Source organism: Nocardioides ferulae, from assembly GCF_003660455.1.
GTDB lineage: Bacteria > Actinomycetota > Actinomycetes > Propionibacteriales > Nocardioidaceae > Nocardioides > Nocardioides ferulae.
The window spans coordinates 141,051-156,283 of the sequence record NZ_QZVR01000009.1; the positions used below are offsets into that span (position 1 = coordinate 141,051).

General features: G+C 73.3%; 13 protein-coding genes and 1 tRNA gene. 6 read left to right on the forward strand and 8 right to left on the reverse strand.

Annotation, left to right across the window (positions count from 1 at the left end; genetic code table 11):
* Positions 1–201 precede the first annotated feature (201 nt).
* On the forward strand, positions 202–2,628 hold the full coding sequence (gene pepN, locus D6B71_RS13370; RefSeq protein WP_121255803.1) for an aminopeptidase N: 2,427 nt from the start codon (positions 202–204) through the stop codon (positions 2,626–2,628).
* 41 nt (positions 2,629–2,669) lie between these two features.
* Here pepN and D6B71_RS13375 read toward each other — a convergent pair whose 3' ends face one another.
* Positions 2,670–3,650 (reverse strand): ribose-phosphate diphosphokinase, encoded by a 981-nt coding sequence (locus tag D6B71_RS13375; RefSeq protein ID WP_276311004.1) that lies wholly within the window; start codon positions 3,648–3,650, stop codon positions 2,670–2,672.
* A 33-nt stretch (positions 3,651–3,683) separates the two neighbouring features.
* Positions 3,684–5,189 (reverse strand): bifunctional UDP-N-acetylglucosamine diphosphorylase/glucosamine-1-phosphate N-acetyltransferase GlmU, encoded by a 1,506-nt coding sequence (gene glmU, locus D6B71_RS13380; RefSeq protein WP_121255805.1) that lies wholly within the window; start codon positions 5,187–5,189, stop codon positions 3,684–3,686.
* Between the two features lie 245 nt (positions 5,190–5,434).
* On the opposite strand from glmU, the gene D6B71_RS13385 reads away from it, so the two are divergent.
* The 3 genes from D6B71_RS13385 to D6B71_RS13395 are packed head-to-tail and all read left to right on the forward strand — an operon-like array spanning position 5,435 to position 8,381.
* On the forward strand, positions 5,435–6,193 hold the full coding sequence (locus D6B71_RS13385) for a hypothetical protein (RefSeq protein WP_121255807.1): 759 nt from the start codon (positions 5,435–5,437) through the stop codon (positions 6,191–6,193).
* Entirely contained in the window at positions 6,178–7,752 is a 1,575-nt protein-coding gene (locus tag D6B71_RS13390; RefSeq protein WP_121255809.1) for a sensor histidine kinase, read from the forward strand. The genes D6B71_RS13385 and D6B71_RS13390 overlap by 16 nt, the downstream gene beginning before the upstream one ends.
* Positions 7,743–8,381 (forward strand): LuxR C-terminal-related transcriptional regulator, encoded by a 639-nt coding sequence (locus D6B71_RS13395; RefSeq protein WP_121255810.1) that lies wholly within the window; start codon positions 7,743–7,745, stop codon positions 8,379–8,381. Before D6B71_RS13390 ends, D6B71_RS13395 begins: the two co-directional genes overlap by 10 nt.
* A gap of 198 nt (positions 8,382–8,579) precedes the next feature.
* On the opposite strand, the gene D6B71_RS13400 is transcribed toward D6B71_RS13395, so the two are convergent.
* Positions 8,580–8,658 (reverse strand) — tRNA-Gln (locus tag D6B71_RS13400).
* Between the two features lie 78 nt (positions 8,659–8,736).
* Between D6B71_RS13400 and D6B71_RS13405 the strand changes: the two genes are divergently transcribed.
* Together D6B71_RS13405 and D6B71_RS13410 are read left to right on the forward strand one after the other, a co-directional pair.
* Positions 8,737–9,840 carry an ATP-dependent DNA ligase gene (locus tag D6B71_RS13405; RefSeq protein WP_121255812.1) on the forward strand — a complete coding sequence of 368 codons (1,104 nt, stop codon included), beginning with the start codon at positions 8,737–8,739 and terminating at the stop codon, positions 9,838–9,840.
* A 23-nt stretch (positions 9,841–9,863) separates the two neighbouring features.
* The gene (locus D6B71_RS13410; RefSeq protein ID WP_121255814.1) at positions 9,864–10,409 is read left to right on the forward strand and encodes a hypothetical protein; all 546 of its coding nucleotides are present in this window, start codon (positions 9,864–9,866) and stop codon (positions 10,407–10,409) included.
* Positions 10,410–10,476: 67 nt separating this feature from the next.
* Here the strand turns inward: D6B71_RS13410 and D6B71_RS13415 are convergent, their stop codons facing one another.
* The 5 genes from D6B71_RS13415 to D6B71_RS13435 form a co-directional block, all read right to left on the reverse strand.
* On the reverse strand, positions 10,477–10,986 hold the full coding sequence (locus D6B71_RS13415) for a mycothiol transferase (protein ID WP_121255816.1): 510 nt from the start codon (positions 10,984–10,986) through the stop codon (positions 10,477–10,479).
* Positions 10,976–12,058, reverse strand: coding sequence for a DNA polymerase domain-containing protein (locus D6B71_RS13420; protein ID WP_121255818.1), 1,083 nt, complete (start codon positions 12,056–12,058; stop codon positions 10,976–10,978). Before D6B71_RS13420 ends, D6B71_RS13415 begins: the two co-directional genes overlap by 11 nt.
* A gap of 71 nt (positions 12,059–12,129) precedes the next feature.
* Positions 12,130–12,588 carry a hypothetical protein gene (locus D6B71_RS22800; RefSeq protein ID WP_164519658.1) on the reverse strand — a complete coding sequence of 153 codons (459 nt, stop codon included), beginning with the start codon at positions 12,586–12,588 and terminating at the stop codon, positions 12,130–12,132.
* A gap of 10 nt (positions 12,589–12,598) precedes the next feature.
* Complete coding sequence (locus D6B71_RS13430; protein WP_121255820.1) at positions 12,599–13,831, reverse strand: fatty acid desaturase family protein; 1,233 nt, start codon at positions 13,829–13,831, stop codon at positions 12,599–12,601.
* Positions 13,832–13,992: 161 nt separating this feature from the next.
* On the reverse strand, positions 13,993–15,093 hold the full coding sequence (locus D6B71_RS13435; RefSeq protein WP_121255822.1) for a ferredoxin reductase: 1,101 nt from the start codon (positions 15,091–15,093) through the stop codon (positions 13,993–13,995).
* Positions 15,094–15,233: the final 140 nt, after the last annotated feature.

Sequence of the window (15,233 nt, forward strand, 5' to 3'; positions counted from 1 at the left end):
CGCCCGGCAGAAGACGCCGGGACGACGAACGCCGCGCTCTCGAGGCGTGATCGAGCAGCGCGGCGTGGTCATGCAGCCGGCCCTGTCGATCACGGAGCTCCCGTCTCCGGGGCTCCCTCGCCGAGGCAACCGCGACAGTCTAACCGCGCTCACCGCGGCGGCGCCAATCGCCCGAGCGCCGTCTCCTCTAGGTTCAGTGGCATGTCCTTGACACTGGAGGAGGCCCGGGCCCGGGCCGCCGCGGTCTCCGCGGTGGAGTACGACGTCCACCTCGACCTCACCGGCCCGCCGGCGGACGGCTTCGCCAGCCGCACCGTGGTGCGGTTCGTGGCCGCCGGGCCCGAGACGTTCCTCGAACTGGCCGGCGGTCGCGACGTGCGGGTGTGGGTCGACGGGGCAGCCGTCGCCGACCCGGGCTACTCGGCCGACCGGCTGCCGCTGCACGGCCTGTCCGGGCGCACCGAGGTGGTGGTGGAGGCTCGACTGCCCTACGTCACCGACGGCGACGGGATGCACACGTTCACCGACCCCGCCGACGGCGAGCGCTACGTGTCGGCCTACTGCGGCATGGACAACGCCCAGCGCGTCCTCGCCTGCTTCGACCAGCCGGACCTGCGGGCACCCGTCTCGCTGACGGTGGACGCGCAGCCGGGCTGGACCGTCCTCGCCAACGGTCGCAGCGTCGGGTCGGCGGCCGACCGCTCCGGCGGCCGGTGGCGCTTCGCCCCCACCCCGCCGATCCCGCCGTACCTCTTCGTCGTCTGCGCCGGCCCGTGGCACTCGGTCACCTGGGAGCACGCCGGACTGCCGTTCGGGCTGCACGCCCGGGCCTCCCTCGCCGCCGAGCTCGCCCGGGACGCGGCGGAGCTGCGCGCCACCGCCGAGGCCTGCTTCGCGCACTACCGCGACCTGTTCACCGAGCCGTACGCGTTCGACTCCTACGACCAGGTCTTCGTGCCCGGCCTGAACTGGGGCGCCATGGAGATGCCGGGGTGCGTCACCTTCCGCGACGAGCTGCTGCCCCGGGGCCGGATCACCGACCGCGAACGGGAGCAGCGGGCGATGATCGTCGCCCACGAGATGGCCCACATGTGGTTCGGCGACCTGGTCACGATGCGCTGGTGGGAGGACAGCTGGCTCAGCGAGTCCTTCGCCGACTACCTCGGCTTCCGGGTGGCCGCCGACGCCGCCGGGTTCTCCGGCGCCCAGGTCGGCTTCGAGGTCGGCCAGAAGCCGGGCGGCTACGACGCCGACCGGCGTCGCTCCACCCATCCGGTGGCAGCGGTGACCGAGGAGGTCGTCGACGTCGACACCGCCTTCGGCAACTTCGACATGATCTCCTACGCCAAGGGCAACGCGGCGGTGCGCCAGCTGGTCACCTGGCTCGGCGACGAGCCGTTCTTCGCGGGGGTCAACGACTACCTGACCCGGCACCGGCTCGGGAGCGCCACGCTGGCCGACTTCGTCGCCGCGCTCGAGGGTGCCACCGACCGCGACGTGCGCGGCTGGGTCGAGGCGTGGCTGCGCACCACCGGCCACGACACGATCCGGGTCGAGCGGGACGGCGAGATCCCCGTGCTGCACCGAGACGGCACACGTCCGCACCGGGTGCTGGTCAAGGCGTACGACGGGCGGCTCGGCGAGGTGGGCCGGCGCCTGGTCGACCTCGGCGATGCGCCCGTGCCGCTGCCCGAGTGGGCCGGCCGGGTGGTGCTGCCGAACGCCGGTGGCGAGACGTTCGCGAGGCTTCGGCTCGACGAGCTCTCCTCGTCCGCCCTGCGGTCGGGGCTGTCCGCGCTCGAGGACCCGCTTGCCCGGAGCGTGGTGTGGGCGATGCTGTTCGAGATGGTCGCGAGCCGCGACCTTCCCGCCACCGACTACCTCCTCCTGGTGGAGCGGCTCCTCCCCGACGAGGCGGACCCGGTGCTGGTCGAGGCGGTGGTGCGCCGCACCCGCGCCCACGTCGTGCCATTTCGGGTGCCGGCCGGCGAGGCGGCCGCGGCCGCCGACGCGCTGGCGCGGGCCTGCCGGGAGGGCCTCGACCGCTCCCACGCCGCCGGCGAGCAGCGGACGCTGGCGCTGGCCCGCGGACTGGCCGCCACCAGCCGCGACGAGGGACTGCTCGGGTCGTGGCTCGAGCACGACCGCACCGATACCGGGCTGACCCTGGACCCCGCACTGCGCTGGCAGGCGCTGCACCGGCTCGCCGAGCTCGGCGCCGCCGACGCCGGGCGGATCGAGCGGGAGCGGCGCCGCGACGGCAGCGCCCAGGGCGACCTGGCGGCGGCGACCGCGCTGGCGGCTCGCCCCACCACGGACGCCAAGGACGCCGCCTGGCGCGAGATGACCGACGACGCGGTCTCCACCCGGCGGTTCGAGGCGCTGGCGAACGGCCTGTGGTCGGCCGAGCAGGCCGACCTGCTGGCGCCGTACGTCGGGCGCTATCTCGCCCAGGCGCCCGCGATCGCGCGCCGCCGGGGCCAGGCCTTCGCGCAGGAGGTCGGGCACGCGGTCCCCCGCTGGGCCCTGGACGCGGACCAGGTGGCTTCCCTCGAGGCGGCGCTGCGCGGCGACGTCCCGACGGTGCTCAAGCGGGCGTGGGAGGACTGGCGCGACGATCTCAGGTAGGGCCTCCCGGTCCGCCGGTGCCCCGGTCCCGGCTTCGCCGGCTATGCGTGCCCGTCGAACATCGAGGTGACCGAGCCGTCCTCGAAGACCTCGCGGATGGCGCGGGCGACCAGCGGCGCGATCGAGAGCACGGTGAGCTTGTCGAACTCGCACTCCGGGGCGATCGGCAGCGTGTCGGTGACGATCACCTCCATCGCCGGGCTGTTCTTGAGCCGGTCGACGGCGGGGTCGGAGAGGATCGCGTGGGTGGCCGCGATCACCACCCCGGCGGCACCGTCGTTCATCAGCGCCTCGGCGGCCTTCACGATCGTGCCGCCGGTGTCGATCATGTCGTCGGTCAGCACGCAGATGCGACCGGCGACGTCGCCGACCACGCGGTTCGCAACCGTCTCGTTGGGCCGGTCGGTGCGCCGGGTCTTGTGGATGAAGGCCAGCGGGACGCCGCCGAGCTTGGCCGACCAGCGCTCGGCCACCTTGATCCGGCCGGCGTCGGGCGAGACCACGGCCAGCTGCTCGCGGCCGTACTTGTCCAAGACGTACTCGGTGAGGATCGGCAGCGCCATCAGGTGGTCGACCGGGCCGTCGAAGTAGCCCTGGATCTGGTCGGCGTGCAGGTCGACGCAGATCAGCCGGTTGGCGCCGGCGGTCTTGAACAGGTCGGCGATGAGCCGGGCCGAGATCGGCTCGCGGCCGCGGTGCTTCTTGTCCTGGCGGGCGTAGCCATAGAACGGCATCACCACGGTGATCCGCTTGGCCGAGGCGCGCTTGAGCGCGTCGACCATGATCAGGTGCTCCATGATCCACTCGTTGATCGGAGCGGTGTGGCTCTGGATCACGAAGGCGTCGCAGCCGCGCACCGACTCCTCGTAGCGCACGTAGATCTCGGAGTTGGCGAACTCGTAGGCCGAGGTCGGCACCAGGTCGGTGCCGAGGATGTCGGCGACCTGCTCAGCGAGGTCGGGGTGGGCCCGACCGCTGAAGATCATCAGGTTCTTCTCGGTGGTCCGCTTCATCCCGATCACGAGCTGCTCCCTGGTCGCCGGAGGGGGGTGCGGTCAGGATTCTCCCTCACCGCCGAGACGTTGCCCAACCCCGTCCGTTCCCGAGCCGGTCACCTGTGATTCTGCGCTCGTTCCCGCCCTCTCGGCCGCCTCGGCCTGGGCGGTCCCCGGCCGCTTGCGCAGCGTCCATCCCTCCAGGTTGCGCTGCGGTCCGCTGCTCACGGCCAGCGCACCCGGAGGCACGTCCTGGCGGACCACGGTGCCGGCACCGGTCGCCGCGCCGTCGCCGATCGCGACCGGCGCCACGAAGGTGTTGTTGGAGCCGGTCCTGGCGTGCCGGCCGACCGTGGTGCGGTGCTTGGCCGCCCCGTCGTAGTTGGCGAAGATCGTTCCGGCGCCGATGTTGCTGCCCTCGCCGATCTCGGCGTCACCCACATACGACAGGTGCGGCACCTTCGCGCCCGTGCCGATCTCGGCGTTCTTGGTCTCGACGAAGGCGCCGATCTTGCCGGCGGCGCCCAGCACGGTGCCGGGCCGCAGGTAGGAGAACGGACCGACGGTGGCGCCCGCGCCGACCACGGCCAGCTCGCCGTGGGTGCGCACCACCCGGGCACCGGTGCCCACCTCGCAGTCCTTGAGCGTGGTGTCGGGGCCGATCACGGCGTCCTCGGCGACCACGGTCGCGCCCAACAGCTGGGTCCCCGGCAGGATCGTCACGTCGCGTTCGAGCACCACGTCGGCCTCGATCCAGGTGGTCGCGGGGTCCATCACCGTGACCCCCTCCTGCATCCAGCGCGTCACGATCCGGCTGTTCAGCTCCCGGCCGAGCTCGGCCAGCTGGACCCGGTCGTTGGCGCCCGCGGTCTGCACCACGTCGTCGATCGGGTAGGCGCCGACGCTGAGGCCGGCGTCGCGGGCGATCTTGATGGTGTCGGTGAGGTAGTACTCGCCCTTGGCGTTGTCGTTGTCCAGCTGCGGCAGCGCCTCGGCCAGGAAGGCCGCGTCGAAGGCCAGGATGCCCGAGTTGATCTCGCGGATGTCGCGGATGTCGGGGGTGGCGTCCTTCTCCTCGACGATCGCGAGCACCTCGCCCTCGTCGTCGCGGACCACCCGCCCGTAGCCGGCGGGCTGGTCGACCACGCCGCTGAGGATGCTGACCGCGCACTGGGCCGCCTCGTGCTCGGCGGCGAACGCGCGCAGGCTCTCGCCCTTCAGCAGCGGGGTGTCGCCGTAGGCCACGATCACGGTGCCCTCGCCGAGGGTCCCCTCGCGCTCGAGCGCCTCCATGGCGACCCGGACCGCGTGGCCGGTGCCGTCCTGGCTCTCCTGGACCGCCAGCACGGCGTCGGGCACCCACTCCTGGATGTGCGGGCCCACCTGGTCGCGCTGGTGGCCCACCACCGCGACCACCCGGTCCGGCTCGACCGCGCGGACCGCGGACAGCACGTGCCCGACCATGCTGCGCCCACCCACCTGGTGCAGCACCTTCATGGTCTTCGACTTCATCCGGGTGCCGCCCCCGGCGGCCAGGACGACGACCGTCAGCTCTCGCTTGCTCACGTTCCCCGGGTAGGAGTCGAACCTACGTCGCCGGTCCGTCTCGGGCCGGCGCCGCCGTGGTCCGGGGAGGGGCCTGGGCCCCGATCGGTCCGGCCAGTGTTCCACGCCGGGCCACGGCCCAGGACGGGAGCCGCCGCATCGCCGGTCACGCACCGCTCGCCCCGTCCGGATCCCACCGGGCTGGTCCGGACCGACTTGTCACGGCGGTGCCGGATCGGCTTGCATCTGCGCCGGGAGGTCACCCTGTGACGATCGGCGCGGTGCTTCTCGGGCCGGCCCGATGGTGTGGTCCCGAGGCCGGTGAGACGACCCGGGCCACCGGCGTTCAGCTGGGCCGGGGCCTGGCGGTGATCACCTCCGTGGTGGCCGCGCTCTGCGCGTGGAGCGTGCTCGTCCGCGCGGAGACCCGGCCCACGGCCCTGCTCGGCCTGGGTGTGTTCACGATCCTCACCGCCGACCTGGCCACCTCACCGCTGCGCGCCCGCCACGCAGCCGGCGCCGTCGCCGGGCTCGCCGTCTCGTGGGGCGTGGCCGACCCGACGGGCTCGGGCGGGGTCTATCCCAACGAGATCGCGATGTCCTGCGCGCTGATGGCCTGCGTCGGGGTGTTCGCCGGCCCCCGGGCCTGGTGCTGGATCGCCGCCGCGGCGCTGCTCTCCCTGCTCGGCTTCCACCTCGCCGACGGCACCTCTACGTTCCGCGGCCCCGGCATCGCCCTCCAGGTGGCGATGGCCGGCGCCGCCCAGGCCCTGGGCGCGGCCCTGCACGAGACCGTGCGGCGCACCGACCAGGCACGCGAGCGGCACCTGGCCGAGCTGGTGGCCGGCGAGGTCGCCCGGCGCGAGCTGGTCGCCCGCGGCGAGGCGGTCGCCGTGCTGCACGACGCCGTCAGCGACGCGCTGCGGCTGGCCAGCAGGCCGGCCCCCGAGCCCGATCGGGTCCGGGAGGCGTGCGCGGCGGCGTACGACGAACTGAGGAAGGCGGCCCGGTGGCAGACCCCCTGAGCGCACCCGAGCCCTGGGCCGAGGTGCTCGCCCGCCTCGAGACGGTGCCGGGCGCGCGGGTGACCTGCACGGTCGAACGGGCCCGAGGCCGGCTCACGTCGGCTCCGCCCACCGTGGTGCGGGCCTTCGACCTCGCCGCCCGCGAGGCCGTGCGCAACACCGTGCGGCACTCCGGGGTGCGCGACGTCGAGGTCGTGCTCACCCTCGGCCGCGACCGGGTCGAGCTGCGGGTGCGCGATCGCGGTGCCGGGTTCGACCCGCGCGGCAGCACCGCCGGCCACGGGGTGCAGCACTCGATCGTCGACCCCGTCCGCGCCGCCGGCGGTCGGGCCCGGGTGGAGTCGCGCCCCGGGGAGGGCACCGTCGTCGCGCTGTCCTGGCGAGTGGGTCGCGCGTCCTCGCTCCAGCTCCGCCGCAACCACGGCGAGGCCGCGGTGCTGGGCCGCCGGGTCCTGCTGGGAGTGCTGGCGCCGATGGTCGGCGGCAACGCGCTGCTGGCCGGCTGGCAGCTGATCGCCCACCCCGGCCCGCCGGCGATGTGGCTGGTGCTGGTGGCCGCCCTGGCGCTCGTGGGGCTGGCCGTGGAGGCCTACCGCCGGGGGCCGTCGGTGGGGATGCTCGTCCTGCTCGGCCTGCTCGCCCCGACCGTCACCGCGGGCGCGGTCGCGGTGAGCGGGCCGGCCGCCCTGACCACGTTCGCGTCGTGGTACGTCGGCTTCCTGGGCCTGCCGCTGGCGCTGCTGGCCTTCGTCACGCCGGGGCGGCTGCTGCCGCTCCTGGTCGGGCCCGACGCCGCCCTGCTGCTCGGCCTGGTGCTGTGGCACCCGGAGGTCGGCGCCCCGGGCTTCGGCGCGCTCAACAGCGTGGCACTGCCGGTGCTGGCCAGCTGGGCGCTCGGCTCCTTCCTGCGCCGCTCGGCCCGGCGCCTGGTCGAACGCGAGCACGACCTCGCCGAGGCCGCCGCCCGCACCGCGGCCGAACGGGCGGCGGCCGAGCTGCGCTCGCAGTACTTCTCGCACGCCGCCACCGACCTCGGCCCCTTCCTGAGCTCGATCGGAGCGGGCCGGCTCGACCCCTCGGACCCGGCGGTCTGGGCCGACGCCCGACAGCTGGCCCTCCTCGCCCGCGACGACCTCTACCTGCCCGGCTACTACGGCGCCGAGCTGCGGCGGGTCGTGCAGGGGTTCCGCGGCCGCGGCGGCCGACTCACCGTGGCCGAGGGGCTTCCCCCGGGGGCCGAGGACCGCGCCGACGGGCGGGTCCTCGCCGCGCTGCTGCCGCACCTCGGGGAGGACGCCGAGGTGAGCCTGCGGCAGGTGCCCGGGGACCCGCGGCGCGGGCGGCTCGCCGTGGTGCCCGGTCTGCCCGACGGGGTGCTGGCCGAGCTGCGCCGGCTGGCCCGCGACCTCGGGTGCGCGGTGGAGACCACCCCTCACCAGACCGTCGTCCTCCTGCCCTGGCCGCGCCAGCCGGTCGCGCCCGCCGGCGCCGCTGGCACCGGCCTCGCCGACCTCCCCGACGAGCACCTGTCCGGAACCGAGGAGCACGCGTGGACCTGATCACCGTCGCGATCGTCGACAACTCCCCCGCCTCGCGGCTGTACGTCGAGCACGAGCTGGCCGCGAGCCGGCAGGTGCGCCTGGTCGGCCAGTACGCCTCGATCGAGGAGCTCGACCTCGACGCGCCCGCACCGCAGGTGCTGCTGCTGGACCTGATGCTCGGCCGCGACGACACCAGCTCGACCCCGCACGTGCGCCGGCTCACGCAGTGGGGTGCGAAGGTCGTGCTCTACACCAACGTGGGCGCGGCGGTGCCGCTGCGGGCCGCGGTCGCGCAGGGCGCGAGCGGGGTGCACCTCAAGCTCGACCTCGAGCCGCTCGAGCCGACCCTGGTGCGGGCCGCCCGCGGCGAGTTCGTGTGCAGCAGCCGGCTCGCCCAGAGCCTGTGCGAGGACCCGCGCCTGGCCGCGGAGCTCAGCGAGCGCCAGCTCGAGGTGCTGACCCGCATCGCCGACGGGCGCAAGCAACCCTCGATCGCCGCGGAGCTGCACATCACCCGCGACACCGTGCAGAGCCACCTCGACGACATCCGGATGAAGTACCTCAGGATCGGGCGCACCCCGGCCCCGGGGGCGATCGCCCTGGTCAACGAGGCCCGGCGCGACGGCTACCCACTCGACCCCGAATGACACCCCCGCGATCGCGGGACCCCCGACAGCCCGCCGCCGCGGAGGACCGCCGGGCGGGACAGTGGACCTACCCGGTCACGGGCCGTCCCGGGCGGTCACGGAGGGGGGACTCACAGGGGGGTCGTCGGCCGGGCCGGAGCAGCAGTTCCGGCCCGGCCGACTGTGTGTCCGGGCCCGCCGCACGGGTCGATCGGCCGGCTCCCCGGGTAGGAGTCGAACCTACGTCGCTAGTCCTGATTCAAAGTCAGGCGGGCCCTGCCGGCAGACCAACCGGGGAATGCGTCCTCGCGAACACGGGCCCAAGGCTAAGCCAGGTCGGTGGTGAGCGTTCAACCAAACCCCTACCCTCGCGGTTGTGGACCTTCCGGTGATGCCGCCCGTGCTGCCCATGCTGGCCAAGTCGGTCAAGGGGGTGCCCGGCCCGGAGTCGTTCGGCGAGCTGGTCTACGAGCCGAAGTGGGACGGCTTCCGGTGCCTGGTCTTCCGCGACGGCGACGAGGTCGAGCTCGCCAGCCGCAACACCAAGCCGCTGACCCGCTACTTCCCCGACGTGGTCGAGGCCGTCAAGCGCCAGCTGCCCGAGCGGTGCGTGGTCGACGGCGAGCTGTTCGTCGCGCTGCCCGGCGAGGGCGGGGGCGAGCGCCTGGAGTTCGAACGGCTCCAGGAGCGCATCCACCCCGCCAAGTCGCGGGTCGAGCTGCTCTCGCGCGAGACACCCGCCGGGCTCGTGGTCTTCGACCTGCTCGCGCTGGGCGACGAGTCGTTCCTCGACCGGCCGCTGCGGGAGCGCCGCGCCGCCCTCGAGCACGCCCTCGCCCACCTCGACGGCAGCGGCCCGGTGCACCTGACCCGGGTCACCTCCGACCCGGTCGAGGCCCAGCGCTGGCTCGAGCAGTTCGAGGGCGCCGGCCTGGACGGCGTCGTCGCCAAGCCGCTCGACGCGGCGTACCAGCAGAACAAGCGCACGATGCTGAAGGTCAAGCACGAGCGCACCGCCGACTGCGTGGTCGCGGGCTTCCGCGAGCACAAGACCTCCACCCCCGAGCAGCCGCTGCTGGGCAGCCTGCTGCTCGGCCTGTACGACGGCGACTCGCTGCAGCACGTCGGGGTCGCGGCCAGCTTCACCGCGAAGCGTCGCGCCGAGCTGTTCGAGCAGCTGCAGCCGCTGGTGGTCCCGTTCGACGAGCACCCGTGGGGCGCCTGGATGGGCGAGGCGGTCGCGAACCCGGACCGGGTGCCCGGGACCCAGAGCCGGTGGAGCCAGGGCAAGGACCTCTCGTTCGTGCCGCTGCGCCCCGACCTGGTCGTGGAGGTCGCCTACGACCACATGGAGGGGCGCCGCTTCCGGCACACCGCCCAGTTCCGGCGCTGGCGCACCGACCGCGACCCCGCCTCGTGCGGATACGACCAGTTGGACGAACCCGCCGGCTACGACCTCGGTAGTGTGCTGGGCGGATGAGTCCTTCGACTGCAGGAGCAGACATGAGCGAGGCCCCCGACTACGACGTGGTGCTGCTGATCGAGCAGCCGCTCAGCGCTGCCGACGCCGCCCAGGTCCGGTCCCTGCACGAGGCGCTCGAACAGCCCGTCACCTACCACGTGCTGCTCCCGCTCGAGGACGCCGCGGCCCGGATCGAGGCGGCGATGGGGTCGATCACCGCCGGCGACCTGCTGGCCTCGCCGGCGATCGCGATGAACGAGGTCGACCTCGACGCGGTGCGCGAGGACTGCCGCGAACGCAGCGACGAGCACCTGGCCGCCACGCTGGCCGCCCTGCGCGAGGCCGGCGCCACCGCGGTCGGACAGGTGGTCACCGACCCGCCGATCGACGCGCTCGCCGCGAAGGTCGCGGAGGTCGACGGCCGCGAGGCGATCATCCTCACCCGGCCGCACGTGGTCGCGGAGTTCTTCCACCTCGACTGGACCTCCCAGGCCCGTCGCCGCATCGGCGTGCCCGTCCTGCACCTGCTCGAGCACGAGAACTTCGACGAGCAGGCCGGCGGCGGCGAGGGCATCACCGGCGTCTGACGCCGAGGCGTCACTGATTCCCGCGATCTCGCGGCGTGTCGAGGAACGATCGACGCCTCGGCGGGGCTCACTCCCCCGTCGGGCCCCCGGCCAGCTCGACGGCGACGTCGAGGTGGCCGGCGTGCCGCACCACCTCCTGCAGCAGGTGGAAGCAGATCCAGCGCAGGTCGGGCGGGTCCTCGTCGAACCGACCGCCGGTGGCCGCGGACGTCGCCATCGGCGTCGCGGCCAGCACCCGCTCGGTGTGCGCCGCCACCTGCTCCCACTGCGCCGCGAGGCCGTCGACCGTGCCGTCCTGGGGCGCCACCCACGGTCCGTCGGGCACCCCGTCGAGGTGGTCGCCCCACGGGTCGGCGACCTGCTCGCCGAGGAACCCCCACACGATCCACCGCCGCTCCACGTGCACGACGTGGTTCAGCAGCTGCAGCGGCGTCCAGCCGGACGGCACGTGCGGCCGGCGCTGCTCGGCGTACGGCAGCGCCCGGCACTTCTCCAGGATCGTCTCGCGGTAGAAGCGCAGGTACGCCGCGAACGCGGCGCCCTCGTCGGTCAGGCCCGGCTCCGGTTCAACCCTCAACGCGGTTGCCCTCCTCGTCCCAGTGCTCGGCGACCTTCTTGCTCGGCTGCACGCGCGGCGGCTCGCCCGGCATCTTCGGATAGTCCGGTGGATAGTTCAGCTCGCGCGGGTCGGCCTCCCACAGCTCGAGCAGCCGGGTGAGGTCGTGGTGCACCTCGTCGATGCCGGCCCAGGGGTCGCCGTGCTCGGCGAGCCGCTGCGGCACCGTGAACAGGTTGAGGCCACGGGGGTCGTCGAGCTCGGCCAGCTCCTCCCAGGTGACCGGCGTCGAGACCGGGGCGCCCGGCAGCGGCCGCAGCGAGTAGGCGGAGGCGATGGTGCGGTCGCGGCAGTTCTGGTTGTAGTCGACGAAGATCCGCTGCCCGCGCTCCTCCTTCCACCAGGCGGTGGTGACCCCGGGGTCCCGCTTCTCGAGCTCGCGGCCGAAGGCGATCGCGGCGTGCCGGACGTCGACGAACTCCCACCTCGGCTCGATGCGCACGAACACGTGCACGCCACGGTTGCCCGACGTCTTGGCGTAGCCGGTCATCCCGAGATCGTCGAGCAGCACCCGCGCGGCACCGGCGACGCGCACGGCGTCCGCGAACGTGGTCCCGGGCTGCGGGTCGAGATCGAGGCGGAGCTCGTCGGGCCGGTCGACGTCGTCGCGGCGCACCGGCCACGGGTGGAAGGTGAGCGTGCCCATGTGGGCGCACCAGACCGGCACCGCGATCTCGGTCGGGCAGATCTCCTCGGCGGTGCGGCCCGAGGGGAAGGTGATCTGCACGGTCTCGAGATAGTCGGGAGCGCCCTTGGGCACCCGCTTCTGGTAGAACGCGTCGGCGTCCTTGTCCTGCGGGCCGGTGGCCAGCCTCATGCCGGGCCGCACCCCCGACGTCCAGCGCTCGAGCGCGGTCGGCCGGTCGCGCAGGGCCCGCATCAGACCGTCCTCGACGCCGGCGAAGTACTCCGCGACCATCAGCTTGGTGACCTCGGTCGTGGTGTCGGTGGCCTCGTAGATCACCCGGTCGGGGCTCGACACCCGCACCGTGCGATCCCCGGCCTGGACCTCGGCGGCGGGCGTCTTCGGCATGGCGTCACGCTAGCGGGGGTCGTGTGCCTGAGCACGCGCCATCGCGCGTCGAGGGGCACACGACTCCAGCATCAGCGGACCTGCTCCAAGATCGCATGCGGCGCGAACGTCGGACGCCGGTCGACCTCCTCGCGGCCGGGTCGCACGAACTCGAACGCCGCGGTGGTCACCAGCACCCACGACGGCGGCGGTTCGACCTGCCCGAGCAGCGCCCCGGGCACCCTCTCGTAGGCCGCCAGCAGCGCCTGCGCGCAGGCCAGGTGCGCCGGGGGGAAGTGGAAGGCGTTTCGTGCCGCCTCCTCGGGGCTGCCCAGGAACGCGATCGGCCGGCCCAGGCCGGCGCCGCAGACGCCGCAGATGCGGCTGAGCGCACACTGCGTGACCCGGCGCCCGTCGAGCGTGCGGGCCGAGACCGGCGCGCCGTCGCGCGCCGCGCCGTACCGGTCGTCGGTGCCGCAGGCGAACGGCACCGGTGCGCCGAGCTCGGGGTCGAGCGGCAGGTCGGCGAACGCGGTGGGAGCCGGATCCATCGCCGACCCCTCAGTCGTCCCGGTGCCGGCGCTCGTCGCGCGAGCGGGTCCACGCACCCAACTCGACGCGGCGCGGCGGCCGCTCCTCGTCGGACCGGCGCCGCCGGTCGCGGGAGGGCTCGTCGGCGGTGTCGGAGCGCTCCGGCGGGGCCGGGTCGTTGCTGGAGGTCCAGTGGTTGGGCACCGACAGCTTGATGATCGTGCGCAGCGCCTGGCCGTACTGCCGGTAGAGCGGACCGGTCGTGTAGGGGATGTCGTACTTGTCGCACAGCGCGCGCACCCGCTCGGAGATCTCGGCGTAGCGGTTGCTCGGCAGGTCGGGGTAGAGGTGGTGCTCGATCTGGAAGCCGAGGTTGCCCGACAGGATGTGCAGTAGCGGCCCGCCCTTGAAGTTCGCGGCGCCGAGGATCTGCCGCAGGTACCGCTCGGCCCGGGTCTCGTCCTCGATCTCCTCCTCGGTGAAGTGCATCGCCCCGTCGGGGAAGTGGCCGCAGAAGATGATCACGTAGGCCCACAGGTTGCGGGTGAGGTTCGCGGTCGCGTTGGCGGTGAGCGTGGTCTTCCAGTTCCTGCCCGACAGCGCCGGGTAGACGACGTAGTCCTTGAGGATCTGGTTGCGGCCCTTGCGCACGATCTGGCGCAGCTGCCGCTTCATCACCTTGGGGTCCTTCTGCCCCTTGCGGATGCGCTCCAGGTCGAGGTCGTGCAGCGCCACGCCCCACTGGAACAGGCTCGCGAGAAGCGCGTTGTAGACCGGCTGCCCGAGGTAGTAGGGGTGCCACTTCTGCTCGCGGGCCATCCGCAGGATGCCGTAGCCGATGTCGTTGTCGTAGCCGAGCACGTTGGTGAACTGGTGGTGGATGTAGTTGTGGCTGTGCTTCCACTGCTCCGCCGGCTGCGCGGTGTCCCACTCCCAGTTGGAGGAGTGGATCTCGGGGTCGTTCATCCAGTCCCACTGGCCGTGCATGACGTTGTGGCCGATCTCCATGTTCTCGAGAATCTTGGCCAGGCCGAGCATGGCGGTGCCCGCCGCCCAGGCGGGCTTGCGGTTGCTGGCGAACAGGGTGACCCGGCCGGCGGCCGCGAGGCCGCGCTGCACCTTGATCATCCGGTTGATGTACGCCGCGTCGGCGGCGCCGCGGGACTCCTCGATCTCGGCGCGGATCCCGTCGAGCTCGCGCCCGATCTGCTCGACCTCGTCCTCGGTGAGGTGGGTGTACTCCTTGACGTCGGCGATGGCCACGGTGGCCTCCCTGGTGGTGTCGGGTCGGTCTGGTGGTGGTCGAGCGGTCCTCGGTGGTCGAGCGGTCCTCGGTGATCGAGCGGTCCTCGGTGATCGAGCGGTCCTCGGTGATCGAGCTTGCCGAGATCTGTCGGAGGTCTCGGCAAGCTCGACCGACGGCGTCAGATGTCGAGCACGCAGTCACCGACGGCGGCGGTGACGCAGGTCTGCACGGGCTCGTTCGGCTGGCCGAACTCGTCGCCGTTGCGCAGGTCGCGGACCCGGCCCTCGACCAGGGTCAGCGTGCAGGTGTGGCAGATGCCCATCCGGCAGCCGAACGGCATCCCGACGCCGGCCTGCTCGCCGGCCTCGAGCACGGTCGTCGCCCCGTCGACGTCGATGGTCTTGCCGGAGGTACGGAAGCTGATCGTGCCGCCCTCGCCACCCTCGCCGCCGAGCTGGAGCGAGAACCGCTCCAGGTGCAGCCGGTCCCGGTCGCCGTGGGCCTCGACGTGCTCCTCGATCGCGTCGAGCATCGGTGCCGGGCCGCAGGCGTAGAGCTCGCGGTCGCGCCAGTCGGGGCAGAGCCCGTCGAGGCCTCGCTCGGGATCGGCCAGCTCGAGCATGCCGTCGGTGTCGGTGTGCAGCTGGTGCAGGGTGAACGTGTCGTGCCGGTCGGCCAGCGCCTCCAGCTCCTCACGGAAGATCATCCGCTCGGCGCTGGGCGAGGAGTAGTGCATGACCACGTCGGGGCCGCCCGCGCGCAGGGCGCCGCGCCGCTCGAGCGTGCGCAACATCGACATCACGGGCGTGACGCCGCTGCCGCCGACCAGGAAGAGCATCCGCTCCGGCGGCGGATCGGGCAGCACGAAGTCGCCCTCCGGCAGCGCCAGCCGCACGATCGTGCCGGGCTCGAGGCCGCTGACCAGGTGGGTGGAGAGCAGCCCTTCGGGCATCGCGCGGACCGTGATCGCGATCGTGCGGCCGCGACGCTGCGGCGGCGAGCTCACCGAGTAGGAGCGCCACTGGAAGCGGCCGTCGACCTGCACCCCGATGCCGACGTACTGCCCGGGCCGGTGCTCGTAGTGCCAGCCCCAGCCGGGCCGGATCACCAAGGTGGCCGCGTCGTCGGTCTCCGGCACCACCTTCTCGACCCGGCCGCGCAGCTCGCGCGCGGTCCACAGCGGGTTGACCAGCCGCAGGTAGTCGTCGGGGTGGAGCGGGGTGGTGAGCTTCGAGCCGGCTCGGCGCACTCGCTCCCACGGGATCGTTCCTGCGGCCACGCGCTGCTCCCTGTTCGGTGTCGACGTCGAGCGGCGTACCCCCTCCAGTAGACACAGGCCCCGGACAAGGGTCAACCGTCCCGACGGGTGAGTGGGCGCTCTCACGCGAGTGGCGCGTTGCAACCGCTCCGTAGGCTTGG

Bases quoted from the DNA above. Each gene is read 5' to 3' on its own strand.
- pepN (WP_121255803.1), top strand. From the start codon at position 202: ATGTCCTTGACACTGGAGGAGGCCCGGGCCCGGGCCGCCGCGGTCTCC.
- D6B71_RS13410 (WP_121255814.1), top strand. From the start codon at position 9,864: ATGAGCGAGGCCCCCGACTACGACGTGGTGCTGCTGATCGAGCAGCCG.
- D6B71_RS13420 (WP_121255818.1), bottom strand. From the start codon at position 12,058: ATGCCGAAGACGCCCGCCGCCGAGGTCCAGGCCGGGGATCGCACGGTG.
- D6B71_RS22800 (WP_164519658.1), bottom strand. From the start codon at position 12,588: ATGGATCCGGCTCCCACCGCGTTCGCCGACCTGCCGCTCGACCCCGAG.